The following is a 22,501-nucleotide window of genomic DNA, read 5'->3' on the forward strand; positions in this document are numbered from 1 at the left end:
CGCCGTCACTCCAGGTCGAGCTTCAGGTTCACCAGCACCTGCTCCTTGTCGGACAGGTCGCCGATGATCTTGCGGATCGGAACCGGCAGTTCCCGCACGAGCGTCGGGATCGCCACGATGCTGTGCTCCTTGGCGAGGCGCGGGTTCTGCTTGAGGTCGATCACCTCGACCTCATACTGGCCGGGCAGATCCTGTTCGCAGATCCGGCGCAGGTTGCCGATGGCGGCGAGCGACTTCGGTGTCTGGCCGGCAACATACAGAATCAGTCGACGCACGCTCATTTCCCTCCCTCCGCCGACTCCGGCACAAAACGGTCGGCCCCGCGGCTGCGGGCCAGTTCGGCAACATCTTCCGCGCGCTGGCGGTCCTGGGTCTCTTCGGAGGCCAGAAGCGCCTGCAACGCGATTTCCTCGGCCCTCAGTTCCGCCTCGAGCGCCTCGATCTGCGCGCGCGCCCGGCGACGGCGCTGCTCGATCTGCTGCTGCAACCGGCCGGTCTCGGCAAGCCGCTCGGCCTCGATGCGCCGCAGGCGCGCCTCCTCGGCCTTCCGTGCCGTTCCCGTCAGCGCCCCGCCCTCACCCAGATGCGGCGGAACGAGCGATATCCCCTTGTCACTCATCACGAATTCCCGAACCTGATTGGAATGGGCAGTGCCCCGCGCCTTGAGCAGATAGAGCTCGCGGTTGAATTCGCCATTCACCTCGCGGTTCAGCATCAGCACCCAGCCATCCATCAGCGAGGAGAGGCCCGCATCCGTCGTCGCCTCCTCGCGTCCGTGGGCCAGGTGGGTGAAGATCCCGGTGACGCCGCGGGCCTTGAGGAAGTCCACGATCCGCAGCAGCATCGACTGGACCTCGAGCCGGTCGCCGCTTTCGGTGAAGGCCGAGATCGGGTCGAGCACCACCACCGTGGGCTCGAACCGGATGACCTCGCGCAGGATCACGGCAAGATGCATCTCGAGGCTGTAGAAGGTGGGCCGCGCCGCCATGAAGCGCAGCAACCCCGCCTCGCGCCAGCGCCCGAGGTCGAGCCCCAGCGAGCGCATGTTGCGCACCGCCTGATCGGCGGCCTCCTCGAACGAGAAATACATCGCCCGTTCGCCCCGCGCGCAGGCCGCGGCCGCGAAATGGGCCGCCAGCGAGGACTTGCCCGAACCGGCCACCCCCGAGACGAGGATCGACGATCCCCGGAAGAACCCGCCCCCCGCCAGCATCGCATCCAGGTCCGGCACGCCCGAAGCGATGCGCTCTTCGTGCACCTGATGCGCAAGGCCGATCGAGCTGACCGGCAGGACCGAGAATCCATCCGCGTCGATGAGGAACGGATATTCGTTGGTTCCGTGCGCCGTGCCGCGGTATTTCACGATCCGCAGGCGCCGGGTGGAAATCTGGTTGTGGACGCGATGATCGAGCAGGATCACGCAATCCGACACATATTCCTCAAGCCCCTGACGCGTCAGCGCCCCGTCGCCACGCTCGGCGGTGATGACGGTGGTGAGGCCGCGCTCTTTCAGCCAGTCGAACAGGCGACGGATTTCGGCGCGCAGGATGGCGGGCTTGGAAAAGGCCGAGAACAGGCTTTCGATCGTGTCGAGCACGACCCGCTTGGCCCCGACGGAGTCGATCGCCAGTTCCAGACGCAGGAACAGCCCCTCGAGATCATAGTCCCCGATCTCGGCCACCTCGGACGGATCGACGGCGATATGCTCCATCGCGATCAGCCCATGATCCATCAGGCTGTCGAGTTCGAATCCCAGCGAGGCGACGTTGGTGACGATATCCTCGGGCCGTTCCTCGAAGGTGACGAAGACGCCCGGCTCGTCGTGCTGGCGGACGCCATTGATCAGGAAGGTCGAGGCGAAGAGGGTCTTGCCGCATCCGGCCGACCCGCAGATGAGGCTTGGACGACCCGTCGGCAAACCGCCCAACGTGAGATCATCAAAGCCCTGGATGCCCGTCGGCGACTTGCCGACACCAAGCTGGGAAGACATTCCTGCTGTTACCCCGGTCCTTGAATTCATGGATGCGACAGTTCGCGACAGTTACTTTTCTGGACAAGTATCATTCGGAAGAAGCCTTTCTCAACCGCTGTCGCACATGGCGGCGCAAAATAAGGCCGCAGAGGCCGCTGCCGGCAAGAAGATTGGGCCACGCGCGTCGGGACATGCGGAAGTTGTCCCACCTGCGCAAAGCTGGTCGCCGCGGCGCGGTGCAGGGGCGGTTCGCGGCCGGCAGGGCGCACGGCCGATGGCCCCATCGCCCGCCTACGGCGCGGCCTGATCGGAGGGCACACCAAGCCGCGCCCGGAATCGCGCCAGCTCGCGTGGCTCGGGGCGGGTGCCGGTGTAGATCTCGACGTAGTTCGCGATGCGCGAGAGGCGGGTCTCCATCGTCTCCTCGGCCCGCATCGAGATGTAGCCGATCTGGACCAGATAGACCGTCCGCGCCCGGACATCCGCATCCTGCGCCGCATGACCCCAGCGCACGAGCATGTCCGACAGGGCGGCCAGCCGCCCGGCGTCCGCCGCCTCGACGGCGGCCGCCATGGCCGGATCCTGCAACGCCCAGCTGCGCGCCGCGAACTCGAACCGGGCGTCGAACCGACCCGAGAGGAAACAGGCGAGCACGTTCAGCATCGCCTCGGATCCGCTGTCGGCATATTCGCCGCAGGCCGCAACGAGCGGGACGGTCGTGGCGGCGGCCCATTGCGCGCGCAGCGCGTCAAGAACGTCCGCCCGGTCCTTGAAAAACCAGTAGAAACTCGTCCGCGCGAGCTTCATCCGCGTGGCGAGGGTCATGATCTTGACCGATTCCACCCCGCCCTCGATCAGCGCCTCGTAGGCGGCCTGAAGCCACGCCCCGCGCGAGCCGCGCAACCCCGTCTCGACTGCCGGTTCATCCATCCCCTACTGGTAGGCGGCCCCGCCCCGGCGTGCAAGCGCATCTCCTGCGGTGGCTCCACGGGCGGGCCCCCCGGTAAAGCTCACCGCACCCGCCGTCAGCAGCGCGACCAGCACGAAGGACCGCCGCCGCCGCCGCTCGATGTCGAGCCCCAGGCTCGCCGCATTGGCCTCGCCCAGCCAAAGCGCCGTCAGGCTCGAGACGTCGCGCGCAAGGACCGGCACCGCCACCGCCAGGATCAGCGTGATCGCCTGCACCGAGCTCCAGCTCGCTTTCAGCAGGCTTCCGAACAGCCAGAAGACGATCTGCTGCGGCACCTCGGGCGCCGCAAGGAACTGCCAGATCCGTCACCGCCAGCACCAGCAGCGCGCGGCGCCGAGACGGGATGGGTCGCAACCGTCTGGGCATTGCAGTCGATCGCGACCACCGGAATGCCCGCGGCCTCGATCTGCTGCACGCCCTCGCCAAGCGCGTTGAACTGCCAGGCGGCGAGAATGGCAAGATCGGGCCGGGCGGCGATGACCGCCGCGACCGAGAAGGTGCCGGAGTCGACATCCCCCACGTCCGGCAGGTCGGCGAGCGAGGGAAGCGCGGCGGTGCAGGCCTCCCATTGGCCAGGGCGCCCGTGCGCCCAGGGCCCGCGCGAGAGGGCCGCGATCGGCGCTCGCCTCCGGGGCCCGCGACGACCAGGAAGTCTTCGTAGTTGAAGCCGAGAAGCACATGTTCGGCGGGGGCTTCGAGGGTGACGCTGCGGCCGCGCAGGCCGGTGGCGGTGATGCGGCCATGGCCGGCAGGGCGAGCGCGCAGGGGGCGCTCCCAGGAAGAGGGTGAATTTCACGATCCTGTCCGGGTTCAAGAGGCGCACGGGGGCGCCGCCGGGGTTCACACGCGGGCGAGGTGCGAAGCCGGGGGGCGCGTGCGCGCAGGATCACGAGCGGGCGGAACCCGCCCGGCGACGAGGGCGGCGGCAGAGCCAGCCGGGTCGCGCGCACCGACGTGAACTCCGCGCCGCAGCCAGCCACGGCCGGCGAGGCCGCGGCAACCAGATGGCAGAGGAGGCAGGAGTTCCCGGTGCAGCCGGCGGGCGTGCTGTCGCCATCGTGGCAGATCTCGACCGGAAGCGGGAACGCTGCCAGCAGGGTCTCGGAGCAATGCGGAGCCGCGGCGGGACGCGCGCCCAGCAGTGCGAAGGCCGCGACCAGCGCGAGCAGCAGGGCCTGCATCCAGGGGCGGCACCCGACCATCAACAAGGCCCCTCATCGCCCGGCCGGGCCGGCTGCCGCCCGGTCCCCGGCCGCGAGGCCGGGAGCGTGAGTGGCAAAACGGAGATGCGGGATCGCCCGTTCATGCCTCCTTCTTCCACGGCAGCGGCTGCGTGACTTGTGCCAGATCAGACTTCCGCGCGAGGCCGGCAGAGGGGGCACAGGCGCCGGTGCCCGAGGATCAGGCGGGGGATCAGGCCCCCGCGGCAGCGCCGCCCGGATGGCGTCCTGTCCCCTGGCCTGCGAGGCTTTGCAGATGGGCCGCCATCGGCCCGAGATGCCGCGCGAGCGGCGAGTTCCTGCGCCAGACCAGGCCGAGCGTGCGGCGGGGCCGCGGCTCTCGCAGCCGCGCAACGGAGACGGAGGCCGAAGCCGTCTCGAGCGGGATGGCCATCTGGGGAACGAGCGTCACCCCGATCCCGGCCCCCACCATCTGCACCAGCGTGGACAGGGAACTGCCCTCCATCAGGTCCGAGGGCGCGGCGGGCATGTTGCAGAAGGACAGCGCCTGATCCCGGAAGCAGTGGCCCTCCTCCAGCAACAGCAGCCGCATCTCGCGCAGGCCCGCCGAGTCGGGAACCGGCCGCCCCGCGTCGGCCAGCGGGCGCACCAGCATGAACTCCTCTTCGAGGATCGGCTCCTCGTGCAGCAGGGGCTCGGACACCGGCAGCGCCATGATCGCCGCATCGAGGCGACCCTCGTTCAGGTCCGCCAGCAGCTTTCGCGTGGTGGCTTCGCGCGGACGCAGATCCAGCCGGGGATGATGGCGGGCCAGAAGCTGGATGATGGCCGGCAGTAGATAGGGCGCAACCGTCGGGATCACCCCCAGCCGGAAGCGCCCGTGCAGCGACTCGCCCGAGGCGCGGGCCAGCTCTCCCAGCTCGTCCACCGCGCGCAGGATCTCGCGCGCCCGTGCGACGAAATCCTCGCCGAGACTGGTCAGCCGAATCCGCTTCGGCCCCCGCTCGATCAGGGCCGCGCCCAGCATCTCCTCAAGCTCCTTCATCTGGAGCGACAGCGCGGGCTGCGTGATCCGGCACGCCTCGGCGGCATGGCCGAAATGCTGGTGCCGGGCCAGGGCCTCGAAGTAGCGAAGATGTTTCATCGAGATGTTCATCATTAGCGCAACTCATCGCAACCATCAGAAATACAAAGTAGCTTAAATGGCCGGATCGGGCTATCGGTCTTTTTGCGCGCAGAGCCGGCAGCGGCTCGCGCTTCAGGGGAAAGATGGAGTCGCGACATGGACGGAAACGGTATCGGTTCGACCGGCAAATGCCCGGTAATGCATGGTGGCAACACCGCCATGGGCACCTCGAACACGGATTGGTGGCCGAATGCGCTGAACCTCGACATCCTGCACCAGCACGACAGCAAGACGAACCCGATGGGGCCGGGCTTCGATTATCGCCGGGCGCTGCAGGGGCTGGATGTGACGGCGCTCAAGCGTGACCTGCACGCGCTGATGACCGACAGCCAGGACTGGTGGCCGGCCGACTGGGGCCATTACGGCGGGCTGATGATCCGCATGGCCTGGCACGCGGCCGGGTCCTACCGCACCGCGGACGGCCGCGGCGGCGGAGGCACGGGCAACCAGCGCTTTGCGCCGCTGAACTCGTGGCCGGACAACGTGAACCTCGACAAGGCCCGCCGGCTTCTGTGGCCGGTCAAGAAGAAATACGGCAATGCCATCAGCTGGGCCGACCTGATCATCCTCGCCGGCACCGTGGCCTACGAGTCGATGGGGCTGAAGACCTTCGGCTTCGCCTTCGGCCGCGCCGACATCTGGCACCCCGAAAAGGACACCTACTGGGGCGCCGAGAAGGAATGGCTTGCGCCCTCGGACAGCCGTTATGGCGATGTGGCCGATCCGGCCTCGATGGAGAACCCGCTGGCCGCGGTGCAGATGGGCCTGATCTATGTGAACCCGCAGGGCGTGAACGGCGAGCCCGATCCGCTGCGCACCGCGCTTCATGTCCGCGAGACCTTCGCCCGGATGGCGATGAACGACGAGGAGACGGTGGCGCTGACGGCGGGCGGCCACACGGTCGGCAAGTGCCACGGCAACGGCGATGCGGCGCTGATCGGCCCCGACCCCGAGGCGGCGGATGTGGTCGAGCAGGGTCTCGGCTGGATGAACCACTCGACCCGCGGCGTCGGCCGCAACACCGTCACCAGCGGCATCGAGGGCGCCTGGACCACCCATCCGACCCGGTGGGACAACGGCTATTTCGACCTGCTGTTCGGCTATGAATGGGAACTGCGCAAAAGCCCGGCCGGCGCCTGGCAGTGGGAGCCGATCGACATCCGCGAGGAAGACAAGCCGGTCGATGTCGAGGATCCCTCGATCCGCTACAATCCGATCATGACCGACGCGGACATGGCGATGAAGATGGACCCGATCTATCGCCCCATCGCCGAGCGGTTCCACCGCGACCCGGCCCATTTCTCGGATGTCTTCGCCCGCGCCTGGTTCAAGCTGACCCACCGCGACATGGGGCCGAAGGCGCGCTACCTCGGGCCGGACGTGCCGCAGGAAGATCTGATCTGGCAGGATCCGGTTCCCGCCGGCCGCACCGACTATGATGTGGCCGCCGTCAAGGCGCGCATCGCGGCCTCGGGCCTTTCGGTGGCCGAGCTGGTCTCGACCGCCTGGGACAGCGCGCGGACCTTCCGCGGCTCGGACATGCGGGGCGGCGCCAATGGCGCGCGGATCCGGCTGGCACCCCAGAAGGACTGGGAGGGCAACGAACCCGCTCGCCTCGCCACCGTGCTGGGCGTGCTGGAGGGCATCGCGGCCGAGACCGGGGCGAGCGTCGCCGACGTGATCGTGCTGGGCGGCAACGTCGGCGTCGAGCAGGCGGCGCGCGCCGCGGGCTTCGAGATCACGGTGCCCTTCGCGCCGGGCCGGGGCGACGCGACGGATGACATGACCGACGCGGCCTCGTTCGACGTGCTCGAGCCGATCCACGACGCCTTCCGCAACTGGCTGAAGAAGGACTACACCGTCAGCCCCGAAGAGCTGATGCTGGATCGTGCCCAACTCATGGGCCTGACCGCGCATGAGATGACGGTTCTGCTGGGCGGCATGCGCGTCCTTGGCACCAACCACGGCGGCACGAAGCACGGCGTCTTGACCGACCGCGAGGGCGCGCTGACGACCGACTTCTTCGTCAACCTGACCGACATGGCCAATGTCTGGAAGCCGGCCGACGCCAACCTCTACGAGATCCGCGACCGGCGCACCGGCGCGGTGAAGTGGACGGCGACGCGGGTCGATCTGGTGTTCGGCTCGAACTCGGTGCTGCGCGCCTATGCCGAGGTCTATGCCCAGGACGACAGCCGCGAGAAGTTCGTCCAGGAGTTCGTGGCAGCCTGGACCAAGGTGATGAACGCCGATCGTTTCGACATCGCCTGATCCCGCGCAACAGGCCAGAGCCCAGGAACAGGGCCGCCTCGGCGGCCCTGTTTGGTGTTCGCAGGGTTCACGCGCCCGTGCTCGCCTGCGCACCCACGCAAGAGCCTTGGCGGCACCGGCAGGCCTGCGCGGGCCGACCTCATGGGTCGCATCGCGGCGCCGGCGCGGCCTCGACGACGGGCGTCCTGCTGGCAAGCCTCGCAGGCGCGTCCTACGCGGCCTACTCGCTCGCCACGGGCCGGGTCGGCACGCTGGCCGCTTCCACGTTCCTCGTCGCCGCCATCGTGACCGCTCCCGTTCTTGCACTGGTGCCTGTCGCCTGGTCGGCGGATCTCCGGGCCTGGCCGGCCCTCCTCTTCCTCGGCGCGATCACGACCGGGCTCGCCTATGCGCTGTTCACGCGGGGGCTGGCGCGGCTCACCACCTCGACGGCCGTCACCCTCTCGCTCATCGAGCCGCTGACCGCCTGGCTTCTCGCCATCCTCGTGGTGGGCGAGCCTGTCACCGCGCAGCGCTTCCTGGGCGCCATGCTGATCTTCGGGGGCCTCGCCATCGTCAGCCTCGCCCCGAACCGGGGCGCGGCTCGCGCCGCGTGAGGCAAGCCCCGGCGAAGCACCCTCTCTGACGCCTCCCGGCCTCTTCCGGTCATGGCACGCGACTTGTCCACAAGAAACTGAGCGCGCCGGATCCGCGCCCGCACCTTTGGCAGAGACCGGAAAAACCGCCACCGGTTGCGAAAGGCGAAGGATGCCATGGAATTGCAGCCTTGTTGTCATGCAGATGTTGATTGACATCCTTCATGTAGCGGCGACACTGCCTGCGTCGCTCTGGCGGCAATGGTGCAGGAAGAGGAGGACTGCCCCATGATACCCGAACCGACCGAACGGCGCCGAGCCCTGTTCCGCAGCCGGAGGGGATCGATTGCGCATGACGTGGAGAGGCCGGCAGGCCAGCCCGACGCGATGGCCGAGTCCGGCTGCGTCTGGAAGTCTGCGGGGCTCTGCCCGGGTCAGCATCAGGTCGATGCGAACGGCCGAATGGTCTGCCTTTGCGCGCAGGTGCTGATGGCGCCATCCCCCGACCGGGTGATCGACACCTTGACCGATCTGGGCCTGAGTGATGAGCAGATCGGCCGCTATTTCCACATCCCGGTGAGCTGCGTCACGGCGCTGCGCCGCCCGACCTGAAACCAGCTCCGGCGATGGCGTAGCCCCGCCGGAGTCTCATCCGAACCAGCCGCTCGAACAGGGCCTCGATCCGCTCGGGCGGGCCCGAGGATCGGATCGCCATGCGCCCCGCCTGGCCGATCCGGCCCCACTGGACCACGAGCGAGCCACTCTCGAACAGATCCCGTTCCTGTCGGATCAGGTAGAAGCGGTAGCAGTTCCGCTCGGGCTCGATCTTCTCAAGGCGGATCTCCATGCCGGCCCCCTGCTGCACAGGCCTTCAGGAAAGCCGTCGCAGCCGATGTGCGCAAGCGCGATCCTCCGACGATGCCGCATTGGAGCGGGAACGCGCCGTATTCGGACATGCGCCTCGGACATGACGGAGCCACCCTTGAGGGTGGAGCCCCTCCGCCCGAGCGGCGGGCAGCTCTCGGCCCGTCTCCGCCGGGTCCGCTCTCGCACAGGTTCCGCGGCCACCGTCAGCCGGCTGCGGGATGGGTGTGCGGGCTGAACAGACGACGGCACCGACAGAAGGTTGGGGACTAATCGCGCCTCTGTCGGTGCCGGACCGGGCGGGCCTTCTGGCGCAGGCCCCTGAGTCTGCCGGTGCTGCCACCTTAGGTCAGTGCCTCTCCCCCGCATTGATCGGCCGCAAGAGGATCCGGCGACAACCTGACGCAGATCAGCGTTTCCGGGCCGCGACATCCTCAAGCAGCAGCGCCTCTTCCGCCGTGCGACGCATGAGGCATTCCGAGGCCACCACCATCCGGTCGGGCTTGCCGCGACGCCGCATGGACTCGAAGAAGCACCGCTTCTCGCTCCAGTCCTTCCAGGCTTCCTGCATCTTCTCAAGATCTTCGGTCATGCGTGGCGCCCCTTGCGAGATCGACTTGGCAAACTCCACGTCGCGCAGGGCGGCCTCCTTCATCGCCGCCTCGTAGGCATTGCCCATGCGGTCGCGCCACCAGTTCGCTTCGGCGGCCATGCAGGCTGCGGCCTCGACCTCGGTCGCGCCCTTCGTCTCGCGACGGCAGAGGTCCGCGGCCAGCCCGATGCAGGCCTCACGCTGCGGACCGGCCTTCTTGCCCGAGAGGCAGTCCTCGATCTTCTCGGGGTGAAACGGAATGGGCTGGGCCGTCAGGCTCGCCGGCGCGGCGAGCATCATCAGGATCAGCGCAAGGCGCGGCATGGAGGGGCGCAGGCACAACATGGCAGCTCACTCTTTCTGAACGATCGCCGCGCCGAGTGCGCGGCCCTGCGCAGGATAGCCCCGCGACTGCGCCTGATCCTGTGACAAGGTCACGCGGAAGCAGGCCGATCAGCGCCGCGCGCCGCTCCTCATGTAACGCATGAACAGGTTCCGCCAAGTCACTGGAGATACGGCTCGATCAGCTCACGGATTGCGACGCGTGCCCGTAGCCGGCTGGCCAGGAGATACATCCCTCCGAACTTGCGCTGGATGTAGAAGGTCTCGACAGGCGGCAGATGGTGGACCTCGCGCTGCTCGCCGATCTCCATCCCGAGGTCGCGCAGACGCAGCGCCACATCATTGGCACCAAAGTCGAAGCGGGCGGCGCGGAGCGGCTCCATCGAGATTTCGAGCATCTGCAGCATCAACGTCCGCAGATCCGCCGGCACCGCCTCGGACAGGAAGCCAAGCTCGAACACCGCCGCCTGCATGGCGTCGCTCTCTCCGGCGAGGCCCGCGCGCAGGAGCCTGCGGTAACCCTCGGCCATGTCCGTCCCGACCTCGCGGGTGGCGCCGAAGTCGAGCAGCACGACCTGACCCGTGGAGGGATCGTGCCGGTAGTTGGCGAAGTTCGGATCGGTCTGCATCAGGCGGAAGTCGAGCAGCTCGCGGAACATCAGCCCGATCAGAAGCCGCATGACCCGGTCACGCTCCGCCTGCGGGGCCTCGACCAGATCCTCGACGGGGTCGCCCGCGACATGCGTCATGGCAAGCACGTCGCGCCCCGTCAGACCCTCATGCAGCGCGGGCACCCGAAACTCGGGCGCACCCGTCAGGAGCGTCCCGAAGCGGGCGAGACAGCGGCCCTCACGCTCATAATCGGCCTCCTCGTGCAACTGCCGTTTGGCCTCGGCGAGCATCTGCGCGAGGTCGAGGCCCCTTGGAAGGAGGCCCGAGATCCGCATCAGCGCCGCAACATTGTCCACGTCGCTGTCGATCGAGCGGCGCACCCCCGGATACTGGACCTTGATCGCCAGATCCTCGCCCTCCACTGTGGTGGCCCGATGAACCTGGCCGATCGAGGCCGCCGCGATGGGCCGGACGTTGAAGGTTCGGAATCTGCGGTGCCAGTCCTTGCCCCAGGCCGCGTCCAGAACGGTGCGGAGCTGCCGGGGCGGCATGTAATGCGCCTCGGACCGAAGCCGCGCCAGAATGTCGGCCAGTTCGGGCGGCAGCATCTCGCCCGCATCCATCGACAGAAGCTGCCCCACCTTCATCGCCGCGCCACGCATCTGCGACAACTGCTCGGCCAGCCGCGCGACATTGGCGGGCGTCAGGATCAGATCGCTCATCACCGGGCGCCGCCCCTGGGCGAGTTGCCGGGCGCCGTGCAACGCCACATTGCCGGCAATGCCGGAGGCGAGGCCCCCGAATCGCGCGAGACGGGAAATTCGGCCACTCGGAACGGAAAGGGCGCGGGGTTCAGATCGATGGCTGGACAAGATGCGGAGCTCTTTCTGGGATGCTGAAAAGATAGGTTGGAGGGCGCCGTTCACAACGGCAGACTGCGGCATAGTGGCCACAGCACCTACTTTCGTCGGTGACTTGGTCACCCGCGGACAATCGCGCTTGATTGTGTCACAATGACACTCTATCTCCTTAGGATAGGAAGGGTTACAACCCTTAGTAGATACCACCTGCAGACGAGCGGATCCCTCTGAACCTATGCGAAATGATGTATCCATGGTGCCGAGTGAACAAGCCCAGCCAGAGCTGGTCAGAAACCTAACTGCCGTTCAGATATGTCGGACAAGAGCCCAGACAGCCAGAAATGGCGAAGCGCGCCGCAGCAGCATCCGGCCGCTCGCCAGCTACAGGTTCGAAAGCTGGCGTCCCGGCCCCTCGTTCTGGGGTCCGGCATCCGATCACCAGGAGGGTCCGCTTCAGGTTGAGCACGTCCTTCTGTCGCTCACCGGGCCGATGATCGTGGCGGCATCGGTGCTGATCAGCATATTTCTCATCGTGACCTGAACGACAAAGGCGCGGGCCCTGCGGCACCGCGCCTCGCGTTGGTTCGTGACAGGCGGTCTCAGGCGACCTTGGCCCGCTCGAACGCCTCGTCGATCGCGTCATCCTCGTGCAGTTCGAAATCGAAGCCGCCGCCGCGAACGCTCGGCGGCACAAGCGTCGGGGCGGGCCTGCGAAGTTCGGCAGCAGGAGCGACGGGTGCGGGTGCGCCGCGGGCGCTGACGCGGAAGTAGCTGACGGCCTGGCGCAGATCCTCTGACCGCTCGGACAGGTCGGCGGCGCTGGCGGACAGTTCGCTCGCTGCGGCGGTGTTCTGCTGGGTCACCGTATCGAGCTGCTGGATGGCCATGCTCACCTGTGAAGCTCCGGCGGCAAGCTCTTGCGATGCAACCGATATCCCGGAAACGAGGTTGGCGGTTTCCTCGATGTCGGGCACGAGGCCCTCGAGCATCTTGCCCGCCGTCACGGCCGAACGGGCGGTGCCGGTCGAGAGGTTCGAGATTTCCGCCGCCGCAGCCTCGCTCCGCTCGGCCAGCTTGCGCACCTCTGCGGCGACCACGGCGAAACCGCGGCCATGCTCGCCGGCCCGCGCCGCTTCGACGGCCGCGTTCAGGGCCAGAAGGTCCGTCTGCCGCGCGATCTCCTGCACGACGAGGATCTTTCCGGCGATCGAACGCATCGCCTCGACCGCGCTCGAAACCGCATCGCCGCTCTGGCGTGCGGCCTGGGCAGAGCCCGTGGCCACCTGCTCGGTGCGCGACGCATTTTCCGCGCTCTGCTTGATGGTTGCCGCCATCTCTTCCACCGAGGCGGACGCCTGGACGGTGGCGGAGGCCTGTTCGTTGGCGCCCTGGCTCAGTTGCTCGGACGTGGCCGCGACCTCGGCACTGCCGGCGGCCACCTGTCCGACGGCGGTGGTCACCCTCGACACCACGTCGCGCAGGCGCAGCACCATCCCGTTCAGGGCCGCCAGAAGATCGGTGATCTCGTCGTTGCCGCGCAGCGCCGCGGTTTCGGTCAGATCGCCGTCGGCCACCCGCCGCGTCACCTCCAGCGCCCGCGAGAGGCCCCGCCCGATCGAGAGGATCAGCCAGCCCGCCGCACCGATCGCGATGATCGAGGCCAGCGTGATCGTCCCGCCCATCAGCATGAGGGTCTGAAACCGGGCCTGCGCCGCCGCCGCCTGCATCTGGTGCAGATGCGCGATGCTGCCATCCCGCAGCCCCTCCATGATCTCCATTCGCGTGGTCTGAAGCCGCGAGAAATAATCTCCCCAGAGAAGCTTGCGCGCCTCTTCGGTGCGGCCGCCCTCCGAGAGCAGCAGCGCCTTGTCGTTCACCTTGATCGACTGCTTCCAGAGCTCCTCGTATTCCACGAGCCTGTCCTGGTCGGCGGGTGGCGCGACGGCCACCAGCGCATCGAACGCCTCGCGCATGTTGGCGCGCGCCTGAGTCACGGCCTCCATGTCCCGCGCCTTGTCCTGCGGCGGCGACAGCATGTGATCGCGGACGGCGCCCTTCATGCGGAGCTGTTCGGCGTTCAGCCGCTCGGTCAGCCGCACGCGCTCGAAGTCGCGCTCGACGAGCGTGTTGATGTCCTCGCTCAGCCGGTCGATCGTGTAAAGCGCATAGAGGTTGGTGCCGCCCGCCATGGCGAAGATGACGAGAAAGGTCGCCCCCAGCTTGTTGCGGATCGAGAATCTCATGTCGGATCTTTCATGAAGTGGCCGGAGGGCGCGCTGGCCGCCGGCGGATAGAAACGGGGCAACCGACAGAACTCTGCCCCCACTGGTCACCATTCCGCCTCAGCCGAGGACCTTCTTCATCACGGCCAGCAGTTGCGCCTGGGTGAAGGGCTTCACCATCCAGCCCAGTGCTCCAGCCTCGCGCGCCTCGGCCTTCAGCTTGTCGGCCGATTCGGTCGAGAGGAACACGATGGGCGTGCCCTTGCCCTCGGGGTGGCTGCGGTAGGCGCGGATGAAGCCTAGGCCGTCGAGACGCGGCATGTTCTGGTCGGTGAGGATCGCATCGACGCGGCGCGAGAGCGCGACCTCGAGCGCCTGCTGGCCGTCCGAGGCCTCGATCACCTCGTAGCCCGCTTCGCGCAGCGTCAGGGCCACCATGCATCGGATCGAGGGTGAATCATCCACCGCAAGGACCGTGCGCGTCATGGCGTGCCCCCTGATCCTGCCCGATCTCTGCCGCCCCGACTCCCGCTGCTCTGCATCTGTTGTCCTTGCCCTTGCCGCACGGGCCGATGCCGTGCTCAACTCTGGCGAGATGAACGACCGGGGGCGGAGACATTTTAAGTGCGCGGCGCGAGAATCTCCGTGGCCAGACGCCGCAGCCGCCGTTTCCTTCGCGGTGGGAAGATTGCGGGATGCCGCTGGGTCACCCGGCCCCTGCCGTCGCGTCAGAGCCTGAGGCGCGGCGCAGGAACCCCTTCGACCCCCGCCTCCAGCTCGAACGTCTGCCCTGAAAGGGGATGGTCCATCAGGGCGGCCTCGCTCATGCCCTCGCGGGCCGAGGTGACGATCATGCGGCCGCCTTCGGTGAGGCAGGGACAGGTCACCTGTGGCGCAGGCAGATCGAGCGCGCGATCGAAGCGCCCGTCGGGCCGGTAACGGGCGACGCGGCCCGCCCCCCACTGCGCGCTCCAGATGCCGCCCTCGGCATCGGTGACGGCCCCGTCGGGCGACAGGCCCGGAAGGTGTGCGAAGAGGGCCGGCTCCCCCCGCGGCCAGCCCTCTGCGTCCAGCGCAACCGTCATGAGACACGACCGCGGCGTGTCCGCAAAGTAGGCGCGACGGCCATCGGGGGCAAAGCAGATCGCGTTCGGGATGGTGAGGTTGGCAAAGAGCCGGCTGATGCGCCCCTCGTGGAAGCGGTAGATCGCCCCCGCGCCAGGCTCGGCTTCCTTTCCCATGGTCGAGATCCAGAAGCCGCCCGCCGGATCGGTCCGCCCGTCGTTCGAGCGCGTGCCGGAGCAATCCTCTTCCAGAGCCACGATCCGCTCCCGCTGCCCCGTCTCGATCGCGAACCGCCAGAGGCCGGTTTCGGACGCGATCAGCAGCCGGTCCCGGTCGATCCAGCCCGCAGCCGACACGGCTTCGCCAAAGCTCCATTCGGCGGGCTCGTCGCGGATCCGGGCAAGGAGCTTGCCGGCAGCGATGTCGAACCAGAAGGGCTCGCGCCGCTCGGGGTGCCAGAAGGCGCCTTCGCCGAGGGTGCAGGGGCGTGCGTCGAGGATCATGGCGCGCTGCTCCGGTCGAAGGCCGCGACGAGCGTCCGGGCCCGTTCGGCCACCTCCGCGGCGCTGCGACCGGGGCGGTAGAGGGCCGTGCCGATCCCGAAGCCGTCGGCCCCTGCCCTGCGCCAGTCCTGCAGATTGGCCTCTCCGGCGCCCCCCACGGCAAAGACCGGCAGATCACGCGGCAGGACCGCCCTCAGCGCCTCGAGTCCCGCAGGCCCGAGAAGCGTCGCCGGAAAGAGCTTGAGCGCGTTGGCGCCCGCCCGGATCGCCGCGAAGCACTCGGTCGGGGTGAAGACGCCCGGGATCGAGATGAGCCCCGCGGCCCGCGTGGCCGCGATGACCTCGGGGTTGCAGTCGGGCGAGACGACGAGCCGCGCCCCGGTTGCCGCCACACGGGCCACATCCTCGGGCGACAACACCGTGCCTGCCCCGATCAACGCCCTGTCGCCAAGGCGGCGGACGAGACGCGCGACGCTCTCCAGCCCGTCGGGCGAGTTGAGCGGCACCTCGATCCGGTCGATCCCCGCCTCCACCAGCGCCTCGGCGACGGGCTCGGCTTCCGCGGGTGTGATGCCGCGCAGGATGGCGATGATGGGTCGGGACATGGGCACCTCGGGTGGATCGGCCCCAGCCTCGGCCAGCCGAGCCCGCAGCGCAAGCCGGGATCGGGTCCTCATGCGGGATATGCCCCTGAAGGAGCCTTGCCGGCCCCGGCTTGCGGGGGCGGGCCCGGTTCAGGCAAGCCCCGTTCGCGGATCAGCACCCCACCACGGCGCAGATCTGACGGCGGTAGGCGCGGTTGGCCTCACTTTCCGAGGTGGTGTCAACGGGCGTGGCGGCGGTCTCCGCCTCTGGCGGATCGCAGGGCAAGCGGTAGGCGGGGGCAAGGCCCACATTCACACATTCGCCGATGTCCCAGCCCGCCGGCAACTCGGTCAGGTTCACCTGCTTCCACTTCGGGTGGCCGGTCTCCTGCAGGGTCTGGAAGCGGCTGCTGATCACGTGCGAAATGTCCGAAACCGCCTTGCAGCTTTCGCGGTGGTAGGCGTTGCGCCGCGGGTCGTAGCCATAGGTCATCAGCACCGCCTTGACCGCGATCGCCTCGACCGGCCCGGTCTGGAACGGATAGGTGCCCGCGGGGATCTCGGTCGGCTTGTACACCTGGCGCAGCACCTCGTCGCCGATGGGCACGAGGTGGAAGCTGTCCGCGTCGATCTCCTCCGAGGCGAACAGCTTGGCCGGAACGCCCGCCACATAGAAGAAGGCGTCGAGGTCGCCCGCCAGCAGGGCCGTCAGCGACTCGTCCTGCGTGATCATCAGGCGCTCGCCCGGCGACACCTGTGCAAGGTCGAGGACCAGGGAGGCGGTCAGGAAGGTGCCCGAGTTCTCGACCCCGATGGCCACGCGCTTGCCTTCCAGATCGGCAAGCCCGCCGATCTCCTTGCGCGCCAGCAGATGCACCTCCTCGTCATAGAGCGGAAAGGCGATGCGCACGCCGAAGATGGCGCGGCTCACCTCGGGGTCGTTGGCGGCGAAGGTCTTGAGATATTCCAGCACGTCCGACTGCACGATCCCGAACTGCGTGACCGGGCGCTGCCTCACCCCAAGGAAATTCTCGAGCGAGCCCGCGCTTTCGTGGACGGTCATGCCGAGGCCGCATTCCTCGGCGGCCTTGGCGATGTCGCGGCCGATCTGGATGTAGGTTCCGGTCGGTCCTCCGGTGAGAATGTTGATCTCGACGGCCGGCGATCGCGCCGGCAGGATCGCAAGCAACAGGGCAATCGCGATCAATCGGGCAACGGGCAAGGCTTCCTCCTGCTGTTGGATGGTGGGACGGTCAGCAGCCGCCCAGGGATCTGACGAGGGCGACAAGCGTCTGGCGGTTCACCGCGCCGGTCGCCTCGCGAAGGGCATCGACCGGGCACACCCCGGTCTCGAGCAGAGAGAAGAGCCGCTGGCGGGCGGCGCTTCCGGGCTCGGGCAGGCCGGGCGCCTCGGCGAGCGCCCGCGCGACCTCGTCCGGCTGACGGGGCGCCCCGGCGGGAAGCGCCGCGGCGGGCGGCTGTTCCACCTCGGGCGGGGCCGGTTCGGGCGCGGGCGGCGCGGCGGCCAGCTCCTGCTGCTTGCGCTCGAGCAGCGCGTCGAGTTCGGATACCCTCGCCCGCGCCTCCTCCTCGGCCGCGGCCAGAGCTGCAAGCCGCCCCTCGGCCTCGGACATGTCCCGGGACTGGTCGGCGGCCGGTTCCTCTCGCTGGGCCTGAAGCTGTGCCAGCCGCGTTTCCTCGTCGCCGACCGCGGCCGTCAGCCGGACGAGCGCCGCCTCACCCTCCTCAAGCTTGCGCTGGAGCGCCTCGGCCCGCTGCCGGGTCGCGGCCTCCGCAGCCACGAGGGCCTCCAATCGTTGCCGCGCCTGGCTCTCGGCCTCGCGCAGGTCCTGGACCTGCGCGCGCGCCGCGGCCACGGCCTCTTCCTGCTCCTTCCGTGACGCGGAAAGCTGCGCCTCGGCATCGGCCAGCAGGCCCTGTCGCCGGGTCACATCCTCGGCGAGCGCACTGGCCGCCTCCGAAAGTTCCGCCTGCCGCGTCTCGAGTGCCGTGACGGCTTCGGACCCTTCCGCGACGGCCCGCGTCAGTTCCAGATGCCGGGCCTCCAGAGCCTCGGCCTCCTCGCGCTGGCGGGCTGCGCTCTCGGCCGCGGTCGCTGCGCGCTCATCCAGCGCCTGAAGGGCCTCCTCGCGCTGCGCCACGGCGGCGGTCAGTTCCGAATGGCGGGCCGCGAGCTTCTCCAGCTCGCCCTCGCGCGACGCGATGGCCTTGGTGAGCCCCTGCTGCCGGTCCACCAGCAGAAGCAGCTCCGCCTCGCGCTGCGACGCCGCCTCGGACAGCGCCTGCAGCTTGGCCGCCGAATCCCCGGCCTCACGCTCCAGCCGATCGACCTGATCGGCGAGCCGCTTGTGCTCGGCATCGAGCCGCACAGCGCCCCCGTCGGTCCGCGGAGGCGGAGGATGGGCGACCAGCCCGGCCGGCTGCATGGCCGCCGCCGAGGTGGGCTCGGCGCGGGGTCCGGCCACCGCCTCTTCCAGCCGGCCCCGCTCGTGCCGGAGTTGCGCCAGCTGCTTCTCGACACGCGCCGTTTCGTTTCGCGTCCGTTCCAGCCTCGACAATTCGCGCCGCCGCTCGGTCGTCAGCACCGCGATGCGCGCTTCGAGACTGGAGATCTCGCCTTCCAGCATGCTGATGATGGACCGATAGGACCCTTCCGTGGCAGCGGCGGCCTCGGGAGACACGGCGGCGGAGGCTGCGTCCTCGGCACCGACCGAAACCGGGCAGAGCGCAAGAACGCTCAGCAGGGGAAAGACATGCTTCAAATGGCTCGAGCTCATGGCCGTATTCCCGGCATGGCGACAGACTTGCGATCAGGATGGCATGATACCCTGCAACCGTCGAGCCACGTCAATAGGCTCCGCATCAATCGGAAGTGGTAGACGACTCGCCTTTTCGGATCGCCGCAGGGTTGAGAAGGCTCCTCCCATGGGTGCGCCCCTCCTCCAGGAGGAAGGACATGACCGACCGTTCGCGGGGCAGCGGGCGCACGTCACGATGACAGGTCAGCCAGTAGGTCCGCCGCAGAACCACCTCATGCGGCAGGACCATTTCAAGATCGGGAAACATCCGCGCGATATAGAACGGCAGGACGCAGAGCCCGAGTCCGTTTCGCGTCGCCGCCAGCTGGTTGAAGATCGACGAACTCTTGAAACTGGCCCGGATGCCCGGATGGACCTCGCTCAGATAATCAAGGCCCGGTGCAAAGATCATTTCCTCGATATAGCCGATGAACGGGTGCTTCAGCAGATCGTCGCGATGGCGCACCGGCGGATGGTCGGCCAGATAGGACCGCGTGGCGTAGATGTGCAGGCTGTAGTCGGTGATCTTCTCGGAATGATAGGGGGTCGCTTTTGGCGGATCGAGAGTGACCGTCAGATCCGCCTCGCGCCGCGACAGGGACATGATCTGCGGCAGCGTGATCAGCTCGAGCGAGATGTTGGGGAAGCGGCTGGTGAAAGGGCCAAGGAGCACGCGGCTGAACCAGCTTCCGAATCCCTCGGGGACCGCCATCCGCAGCACGCCGCGCTGGCCGGGGCCGTCGCCCAGCAACTCGACCTGCATCCGCTCGGTCTCGGCCTCCATGCGTTCGGCCGTCTCGATCAACCGGCGCCCGACCGGCGTCAGTTCGTATCCGCGGGGGTTGCGCTCGAAGAGCCGCATCCGCAGCGCGGCCTCGAGCCGGTCGATCCGCCGCGAGACGGTCACATGGCTTGTCCTGAGCTGGCGCGCGGCGCGTGACAGCTGGCCCGTCCGTGCGACCGCAAGGAAGAACTGCAGGTCGTCCCATGTGAAGTTGCCCAAGCGTCACCCGCCCCTTGTACGAAAACGAACAGATCTTGTTCCGAAATAGCTGCGACAATTTGCTTGAGTCCAGCCTCGAAACATCTGATCCTCCGTTCGTGCTCCGGGTTTGAGGAGATCCGTGCGGCACATTCATGAACAGGACGGAACCGCACCAGCCCCGCGCGCCGTGGCATGGACGTCAACCGTCCAAGGGAGGATATGCAATGCGGAAAGCCCTTCTTTCTGCGGTGTCGCTGGCTGCGCTGGCCGCGCCTGCGGCGGCGCAGGTGTCGGATGACGTGGTCAAGATCGGCATCCTGAACGACCAGTCCGGCGTCTATGCCGACTTCGGCGGCCGGTTCAGCTATGAGGCCGCGCGGATGGCGGTCGAGGATTACGGCGGCACGGTGCTGGACAAGCCGGTCGAAGTCGTGACCGCGGACCACCAGAACAAGGCCGACATCGCCTCGAACATCGCGCGCCAGTGGTATGACACCGAGCAGGTCGATGCGATCATGGAACTGACCACCTCCTCGGTCGCGCTGGCCGTTCAGGCGCTGTCGCAGGAGAAGCAGAAGGTCACGATCACCACCGGCGCGGCCACGACCGAGCTGACGGGCAAGCAATGTTCGCCCTACGGTTTCCACTGGGCCTACGACACGCATGCGCTGGCGATCGGCACCGGCGGCGCGCTGGTCGAACAGGGCGGCGACAGCTGGTATTTCCTGACCGCCGACTATGCCTTCGGCTATTCGCTGGAAGAGAACACCGGCAATGTCGCCAAGGAACGGGGCGGACAGGTTCTCGGCGCGGTGCGCCATCCGCTCGCCACCACCGACTTCTCCTCCTTCCTGCTGCAGGCGCAGTCCTCGGGCGCCAAGGTGATCGGCCTCGCCAACGCCGGGCTCGACACGCAGAACGCCATCAAGCAGGCGGGCGAGTTCGGCATCGTGCAGGGCGGGCAGCGGCTGGCCGCGCTTCTCTTCACGCTGGCCGAGGTGCACGGGCTCGGGATCGAGTCGGCCCAGGGCCTGACGCTGACCGAGAGCTTCTACTGGAACCGCGACGAGGAAACGGCCGAGTTCGGCCGGCGCTTCATGGAGCGGACGGGCGCCATGCCCAACATGGTTCATGCCGGGACCTATTCGGCCGTCCTTTCCTATCTCAAGGCGATCGAGGCGGCCGGCACGGACGAGACCGAGGCCGTCGCGGCCAAGCTGCATGAACTGCCCGTCGAGGATGTCTTCGCCAAGGGCGGAACGGTGGCGCCGAACGGGCGGATGATCTCGGACGTCTATCTGCTCGAGGTGAAGAAGCCGGGCGACAGCGACGTGCCGTGGGACTATTACAACGTCCTCGCCACGATCCCCGGCGATCAGGCCTATCTCGACCCGGCCCAGAGCGGCTGCCCGCTCGTCACGAACTGACGATGGCGCCGGTCGCAGACCACGAGCCGCGGGTGGTCCTCTCCGCCCGCGGCCTCGGCAAGGATTTTGGCGGCTTCACGGCCGTCAACAATGTCGATCTCGATGTCCATCACGCGCGGATTCACGCGCTGATCGGGCCGAACGGTGCTGGAAAGACTACCGTCTTCAACCTGTTGACGAAGTTTCTTCAACCAAGCCGGGGTAAGATCACGCTGCTTGGCACCGACATCACCCGCACGCGCCCCGACAAGGTGGCGCGCATGGGCATGGTCCGGTCGTTCCAGATCTCGGCGGTCTTTCCGCATCTGACCGTGCTCGAGAACGTGCGCGTGGCGCTCCAGCGCCCGGCCGAGCTTGCGGTGCAGTTCTGGCGCCCGCTCTCGGCGCTCGACCGGCTGAACGGTCGGGCCGAGGTCCTGCTCGAGGAGCTGGGGCTCGAGGCTTACCGCGACACGCGCGCGGCCGACCTGTCCTACGGACGCAAGCGCGTGCTCGAGATCGCGACCACCCTCGCCCTCGATCCCGAGGTGCTGCTTCTCGACGAGCCGATGGCCGGCATGGGCCAGGAGGACGTGCAGATGGTGGCCGAAATCATCCGCGAGGTCGCCCGGCACCGCGCGGTGCTGATGGTGGAGCACAATCTCAGCGTCGTGGCGGACATCTGCCATCAGGTCACGGTGCTGCAACGGGGCGAGATTCTCGCCCACGGCGACTATGCCACCGTCAGCGCCGATCCGCGCGTGCGCACGGCCTACATGGGAACGGAGGACGCATGACGCTCCTGGAGGTCACCGGCCTTCACGCCTGGTATGGCGAGAGCCACATCCTGCACGGGGTCGATCTGTTCGTCGAGGAAGGCGAGACGATCTGCATCCTCGGCCGCAACGGCATGGGCAAGACAACCACATTGCGCACCATCATGGGCATCCTGAGGAAGCGCACCGGCACGATCCGGTTCGCGGGCAAGGACATGATGGGCGTGCCGCTGCACCGCACCGCCCGCGAGGGTCTGGGCTTCGTGCCCGAGGAACGCGGCATCTTCGCCACGCTCTCGGTCGAGGAGAACCTGACGCTGCCCCCGGTGGTCGCCAAGGGCGGCCTGTCGGTGGGCGAGATCTACGAGCTTTTCCCGAACCTTAAAGAGCGACGCTCAAGCCCCGGAACCAAGCTGTCGGGCGGCGAGCAGCAGATGCTGGCCATGGCGCGCATCCTGCGCACCGGCGCGCGCTGCCTGCTGCTGGACGAGCCGACCGAGGGCCTGGCCCCCGTCATCATCCAGCGCATCGGCGAGGTGCTCGTGGAGCTGCGCGACCGCGGCATGACCGTGGTGCTGGTCGAGCAGAATTTCCGCTTCGCCTCAAAGGTTGCGGACCGTTTCTACCTGATGGACCACGGGCAGATGGTGGCGGATTTCCCGGTTGAGGATCTGCCTGCGAACATGCCGATGCTGAACTCGGTGCTGGGGGTGTGA

General features: G+C 68.1%; 23 protein-coding genes. 7 read left to right on the plus strand and 16 right to left on the minus strand.

All coding sequences use genetic code 11. The features are described 5' to 3' along the window. Positions 1 to 5 precede the first annotated feature (5 nt). The 6 genes from LV780_RS19240 to LV780_RS19265 all read right to left on the minus strand — a co-directional run bounded on the left by LV780_RS19240 (position 6) and on the right by LV780_RS19265 (position 5,282). Positions 6 to 281, minus strand: a complete 276-nt coding sequence (locus tag LV780_RS19240) for a circadian clock KaiB family protein (RefSeq protein ID WP_011910255.1) — start codon at positions 279 to 281, stop codon at positions 6 to 8. Beyond that, entirely contained in the window at positions 278 to 1,990 is a 1,713-nt protein-coding gene (gene kaiC, locus LV780_RS19245; protein ID WP_108220629.1) for a circadian clock protein KaiC, read from the minus strand. Before kaiC ends, LV780_RS19240 begins: the two co-directional genes overlap by 4 nt. 273 nt (positions 1,991 to 2,263) lie before the next feature. After that, complete coding sequence (locus LV780_RS19250) at positions 2,264 to 2,902, minus strand: TetR/AcrR family transcriptional regulator (protein WP_101341690.1); 639 nt, start codon at positions 2,900 to 2,902, stop codon at positions 2,264 to 2,266. A gap of 3 nt (positions 2,903 to 2,905) precedes the next feature. Next, positions 2,906 to 3,217: an iron chelate uptake ABC transporter family permease subunit gene (locus LV780_RS19255; protein WP_233864109.1), complete on the minus strand. Its 312-nt coding sequence runs from the start codon at positions 3,215 to 3,217 to the stop codon at positions 2,906 to 2,908. Continuing rightward, entirely contained in the window at positions 3,175 to 3,462 is a 288-nt protein-coding gene (locus LV780_RS19260; RefSeq protein ID WP_147326426.1) for a hypothetical protein, read from the minus strand. The genes LV780_RS19255 and LV780_RS19260 overlap by 43 nt, the downstream gene beginning before the upstream one ends. Positions 3,463 to 4,355: 893 nt before the next feature. Continuing rightward, the gene (locus LV780_RS19265; RefSeq protein ID WP_108220632.1) at positions 4,356 to 5,282 is read right to left on the minus strand and encodes a hydrogen peroxide-inducible genes activator; all 927 of its coding nucleotides are present in this window, start codon (positions 5,280 to 5,282) and stop codon (positions 4,356 to 4,358) included. Between the two features lie 123 nt (positions 5,283 to 5,405). Here LV780_RS19265 and katG point away from each other — a divergent pair, with 123 nt between their 5' ends. The 3 genes from katG to LV780_RS19280 all read left to right on the plus strand — a co-directional run bounded on the left by katG (position 5,406) and on the right by LV780_RS19280 (position 8,767). Further along, the gene (katG, locus tag LV780_RS19270; protein WP_108220633.1) at positions 5,406 to 7,580 is read left to right on the plus strand and encodes a catalase/peroxidase HPI; all 2,175 of its coding nucleotides are present in this window, start codon (positions 5,406 to 5,408) and stop codon (positions 7,578 to 7,580) included. Between the two features lie 77 nt (positions 7,581 to 7,657). Continuing rightward, the gene (locus LV780_RS19275) at positions 7,658 to 8,176 is read left to right on the plus strand and encodes a DMT family transporter (RefSeq protein WP_108220634.1); all 519 of its coding nucleotides are present in this window, start codon (positions 7,658 to 7,660) and stop codon (positions 8,174 to 8,176) included. Positions 8,177 to 8,443: 267 nt separating this feature from the next. After that, entirely contained in the window at positions 8,444 to 8,767 is a 324-nt protein-coding gene (locus tag LV780_RS19280) for a hypothetical protein (RefSeq protein WP_011910247.1), read from the plus strand. On the opposite strand, the gene LV780_RS19285 is transcribed toward LV780_RS19280, so the two are convergent. The 3 genes from LV780_RS19285 to LV780_RS19295 form a co-directional block, all read right to left on the minus strand. Next, a complete protein-coding gene (locus LV780_RS19285) occupies positions 8,742 to 9,002 on the minus strand; it encodes a WGR domain-containing protein (RefSeq protein WP_101341686.1) in 261 nt (86 codons plus the stop codon). The two genes, LV780_RS19280 and LV780_RS19285, sit on opposite strands and share 26 nt — an antisense overlap. Before the next feature lie 426 nt (positions 9,003 to 9,428). After that, on the minus strand, positions 9,429 to 9,956 hold the full coding sequence (locus LV780_RS19290; protein WP_233864113.1) for a lysozyme inhibitor LprI family protein: 528 nt from the start codon (positions 9,954 to 9,956) through the stop codon (positions 9,429 to 9,431). 158 nt (positions 9,957 to 10,114) lie between these two features. Beyond that, positions 10,115 to 11,437, minus strand: coding sequence for an ABC1 kinase family protein (locus LV780_RS19295; RefSeq protein WP_101341684.1), 1,323 nt, complete (start codon positions 11,435 to 11,437; stop codon positions 10,115 to 10,117). 241 nt (positions 11,438 to 11,678) lie between these two features. Between LV780_RS19295 and LV780_RS19300 the strand changes: the two genes are divergently transcribed. Further along, on the plus strand, positions 11,679 to 11,966 hold the full coding sequence (locus tag LV780_RS19300; RefSeq protein ID WP_180325206.1) for a hypothetical protein: 288 nt from the start codon (positions 11,679 to 11,681) through the stop codon (positions 11,964 to 11,966). 58 nt (positions 11,967 to 12,024) lie between these two features. Here LV780_RS19300 and LV780_RS19305 read toward each other — a convergent pair whose 3' ends face one another. From LV780_RS19305 to LV780_RS19335, 7 genes are all read right to left on the minus strand, one after another. Beyond that, complete coding sequence (locus LV780_RS19305) at positions 12,025 to 13,668, minus strand: methyl-accepting chemotaxis protein (RefSeq protein WP_108220636.1); 1,644 nt, start codon at positions 13,666 to 13,668, stop codon at positions 12,025 to 12,027. Between the two features lie 99 nt (positions 13,669 to 13,767). Further along, positions 13,768 to 14,133: a response regulator gene (locus LV780_RS19310; RefSeq protein WP_011910241.1), complete on the minus strand. Its 366-nt coding sequence runs from the start codon at positions 14,131 to 14,133 to the stop codon at positions 13,768 to 13,770. Positions 14,134 to 14,375: 242 nt separating this feature from the next. Continuing rightward, on the minus strand, positions 14,376 to 15,215 hold the full coding sequence (locus LV780_RS19315; protein WP_108220637.1) for an SMP-30/gluconolactonase/LRE family protein: 840 nt from the start codon (positions 15,213 to 15,215) through the stop codon (positions 14,376 to 14,378). Further along, positions 15,212 to 15,820, minus strand: a complete 609-nt coding sequence (locus LV780_RS19320) for a 2-dehydro-3-deoxy-6-phosphogalactonate aldolase (RefSeq protein ID WP_108220638.1) — start codon at positions 15,818 to 15,820, stop codon at positions 15,212 to 15,214. Before LV780_RS19320 ends, LV780_RS19315 begins: the two co-directional genes overlap by 4 nt. A gap of 151 nt (positions 15,821 to 15,971) precedes the next feature. After that, complete coding sequence (locus LV780_RS19325) at positions 15,972 to 17,021, minus strand: TAXI family TRAP transporter solute-binding subunit (RefSeq protein ID WP_101341680.1); 1,050 nt, start codon at positions 17,019 to 17,021, stop codon at positions 15,972 to 15,974. A 31-nt stretch (positions 17,022 to 17,052) separates the two neighbouring features. Then, positions 17,053 to 18,597, minus strand: coding sequence for a coiled-coil domain-containing protein (locus LV780_RS19330; protein WP_108220639.1), 1,545 nt, complete (start codon positions 18,595 to 18,597; stop codon positions 17,053 to 17,055). Between the two features lie 85 nt (positions 18,598 to 18,682). Further along, positions 18,683 to 19,621 carry a LysR family transcriptional regulator gene (locus LV780_RS19335; protein ID WP_011910236.1) on the minus strand — a complete coding sequence of 313 codons (939 nt, stop codon included), beginning with the start codon at positions 19,619 to 19,621 and terminating at the stop codon, positions 18,683 to 18,685. A gap of 206 nt (positions 19,622 to 19,827) precedes the next feature. Here LV780_RS19335 and LV780_RS19340 point away from each other — a divergent pair, with 206 nt between their 5' ends. From LV780_RS19340 to LV780_RS19350, 3 genes are read left to right on the plus strand one after another with little or no spacing between them, the layout of a single operon-like run. Beyond that, positions 19,828 to 21,030 carry an ABC transporter substrate-binding protein gene (locus LV780_RS19340; protein WP_101342080.1) on the plus strand — a complete coding sequence of 401 codons (1,203 nt, stop codon included), beginning with the start codon at positions 19,828 to 19,830 and terminating at the stop codon, positions 21,028 to 21,030. A gap of 2 nt (positions 21,031 to 21,032) precedes the next feature. Then, on the plus strand, positions 21,033 to 21,806 hold the full coding sequence (locus LV780_RS19345) for an ABC transporter ATP-binding protein (RefSeq protein WP_108220640.1): 774 nt from the start codon (positions 21,033 to 21,035) through the stop codon (positions 21,804 to 21,806). Beyond that, positions 21,803 to 22,501 (plus strand): ABC transporter ATP-binding protein, encoded by a 699-nt coding sequence (locus LV780_RS19350; protein WP_108220641.1) that lies wholly within the window; start codon positions 21,803 to 21,805, stop codon positions 22,499 to 22,501. The genes LV780_RS19345 and LV780_RS19350 overlap by 4 nt, the downstream gene beginning before the upstream one ends.

It is taken from the genome of Cereibacter azotoformans (genome assembly GCF_021391315.1).
Lineage (GTDB): Bacteria > Pseudomonadota > Alphaproteobacteria > Rhodobacterales > Rhodobacteraceae > Cereibacter_A > Cereibacter_A azotoformans.

Coding starts and splice junctions, on each gene's coding strand:
- LV780_RS19240 (WP_011910255.1), bottom strand. CDS start 281: ATGAGCGTGCGTCGACTGATTCTGTATGTTGCCGGCCAGACACCGAAG.
- kaiC (WP_108220629.1), bottom strand. CDS start 1,990: ATGTCTTCCCAGCTTGGTGTCGGCAAGTCGCCGACGGGCATCCAGGGC.
- LV780_RS19250 (WP_101341690.1), bottom strand. CDS start 2,902: ATGGATGAACCGGCAGTCGAGACGGGGTTGCGCGGCTCGCGCGGGGCG.
- LV780_RS19265 (WP_108220632.1), bottom strand. CDS start 5,282: ATGATGAACATCTCGATGAAACATCTTCGCTACTTCGAGGCCCTGGCC.
- katG (WP_108220633.1), top strand. CDS start 5,406: ATGGACGGAAACGGTATCGGTTCGACCGGCAAATGCCCGGTAATGCAT.
- LV780_RS19280 (WP_011910247.1), top strand. CDS start 8,444: ATGATACCCGAACCGACCGAACGGCGCCGAGCCCTGTTCCGCAGCCGG.
- LV780_RS19285 (WP_101341686.1), bottom strand. CDS start 9,002: ATGGAGATCCGCCTTGAGAAGATCGAGCCCGAGCGGAACTGCTACCGC.
- LV780_RS19290 (WP_233864113.1), bottom strand. CDS start 9,956: ATGTTGTGCCTGCGCCCCTCCATGCCGCGCCTTGCGCTGATCCTGATG.
- LV780_RS19300 (WP_180325206.1), top strand. CDS start 11,679: ATGGTGCCGAGTGAACAAGCCCAGCCAGAGCTGGTCAGAAACCTAACT.
- LV780_RS19305 (WP_108220636.1), bottom strand. CDS start 13,668: ATGAGATTCTCGATCCGCAACAAGCTGGGGGCGACCTTTCTCGTCATC.
- LV780_RS19310 (WP_011910241.1), bottom strand. CDS start 14,133: ATGACGCGCACGGTCCTTGCGGTGGATGATTCACCCTCGATCCGATGC.
- LV780_RS19315 (WP_108220637.1), bottom strand. CDS start 15,215: ATGATCCTCGACGCACGCCCCTGCACCCTCGGCGAAGGCGCCTTCTGG.
- LV780_RS19320 (WP_108220638.1), bottom strand. CDS start 15,820: ATGTCCCGACCCATCATCGCCATCCTGCGCGGCATCACACCCGCGGAA.
- LV780_RS19330 (WP_108220639.1), bottom strand. CDS start 18,597: ATGAGCTCGAGCCATTTGAAGCATGTCTTTCCCCTGCTGAGCGTTCTT.
- LV780_RS19340 (WP_101342080.1), top strand. CDS start 19,828: ATGCGGAAAGCCCTTCTTTCTGCGGTGTCGCTGGCTGCGCTGGCCGCG.
- LV780_RS19345 (WP_108220640.1), top strand. CDS start 21,033: ATGGCGCCGGTCGCAGACCACGAGCCGCGGGTGGTCCTCTCCGCCCGC.
- LV780_RS19350 (WP_108220641.1), top strand. CDS start 21,803: ATGACGCTCCTGGAGGTCACCGGCCTTCACGCCTGGTATGGCGAGAGC.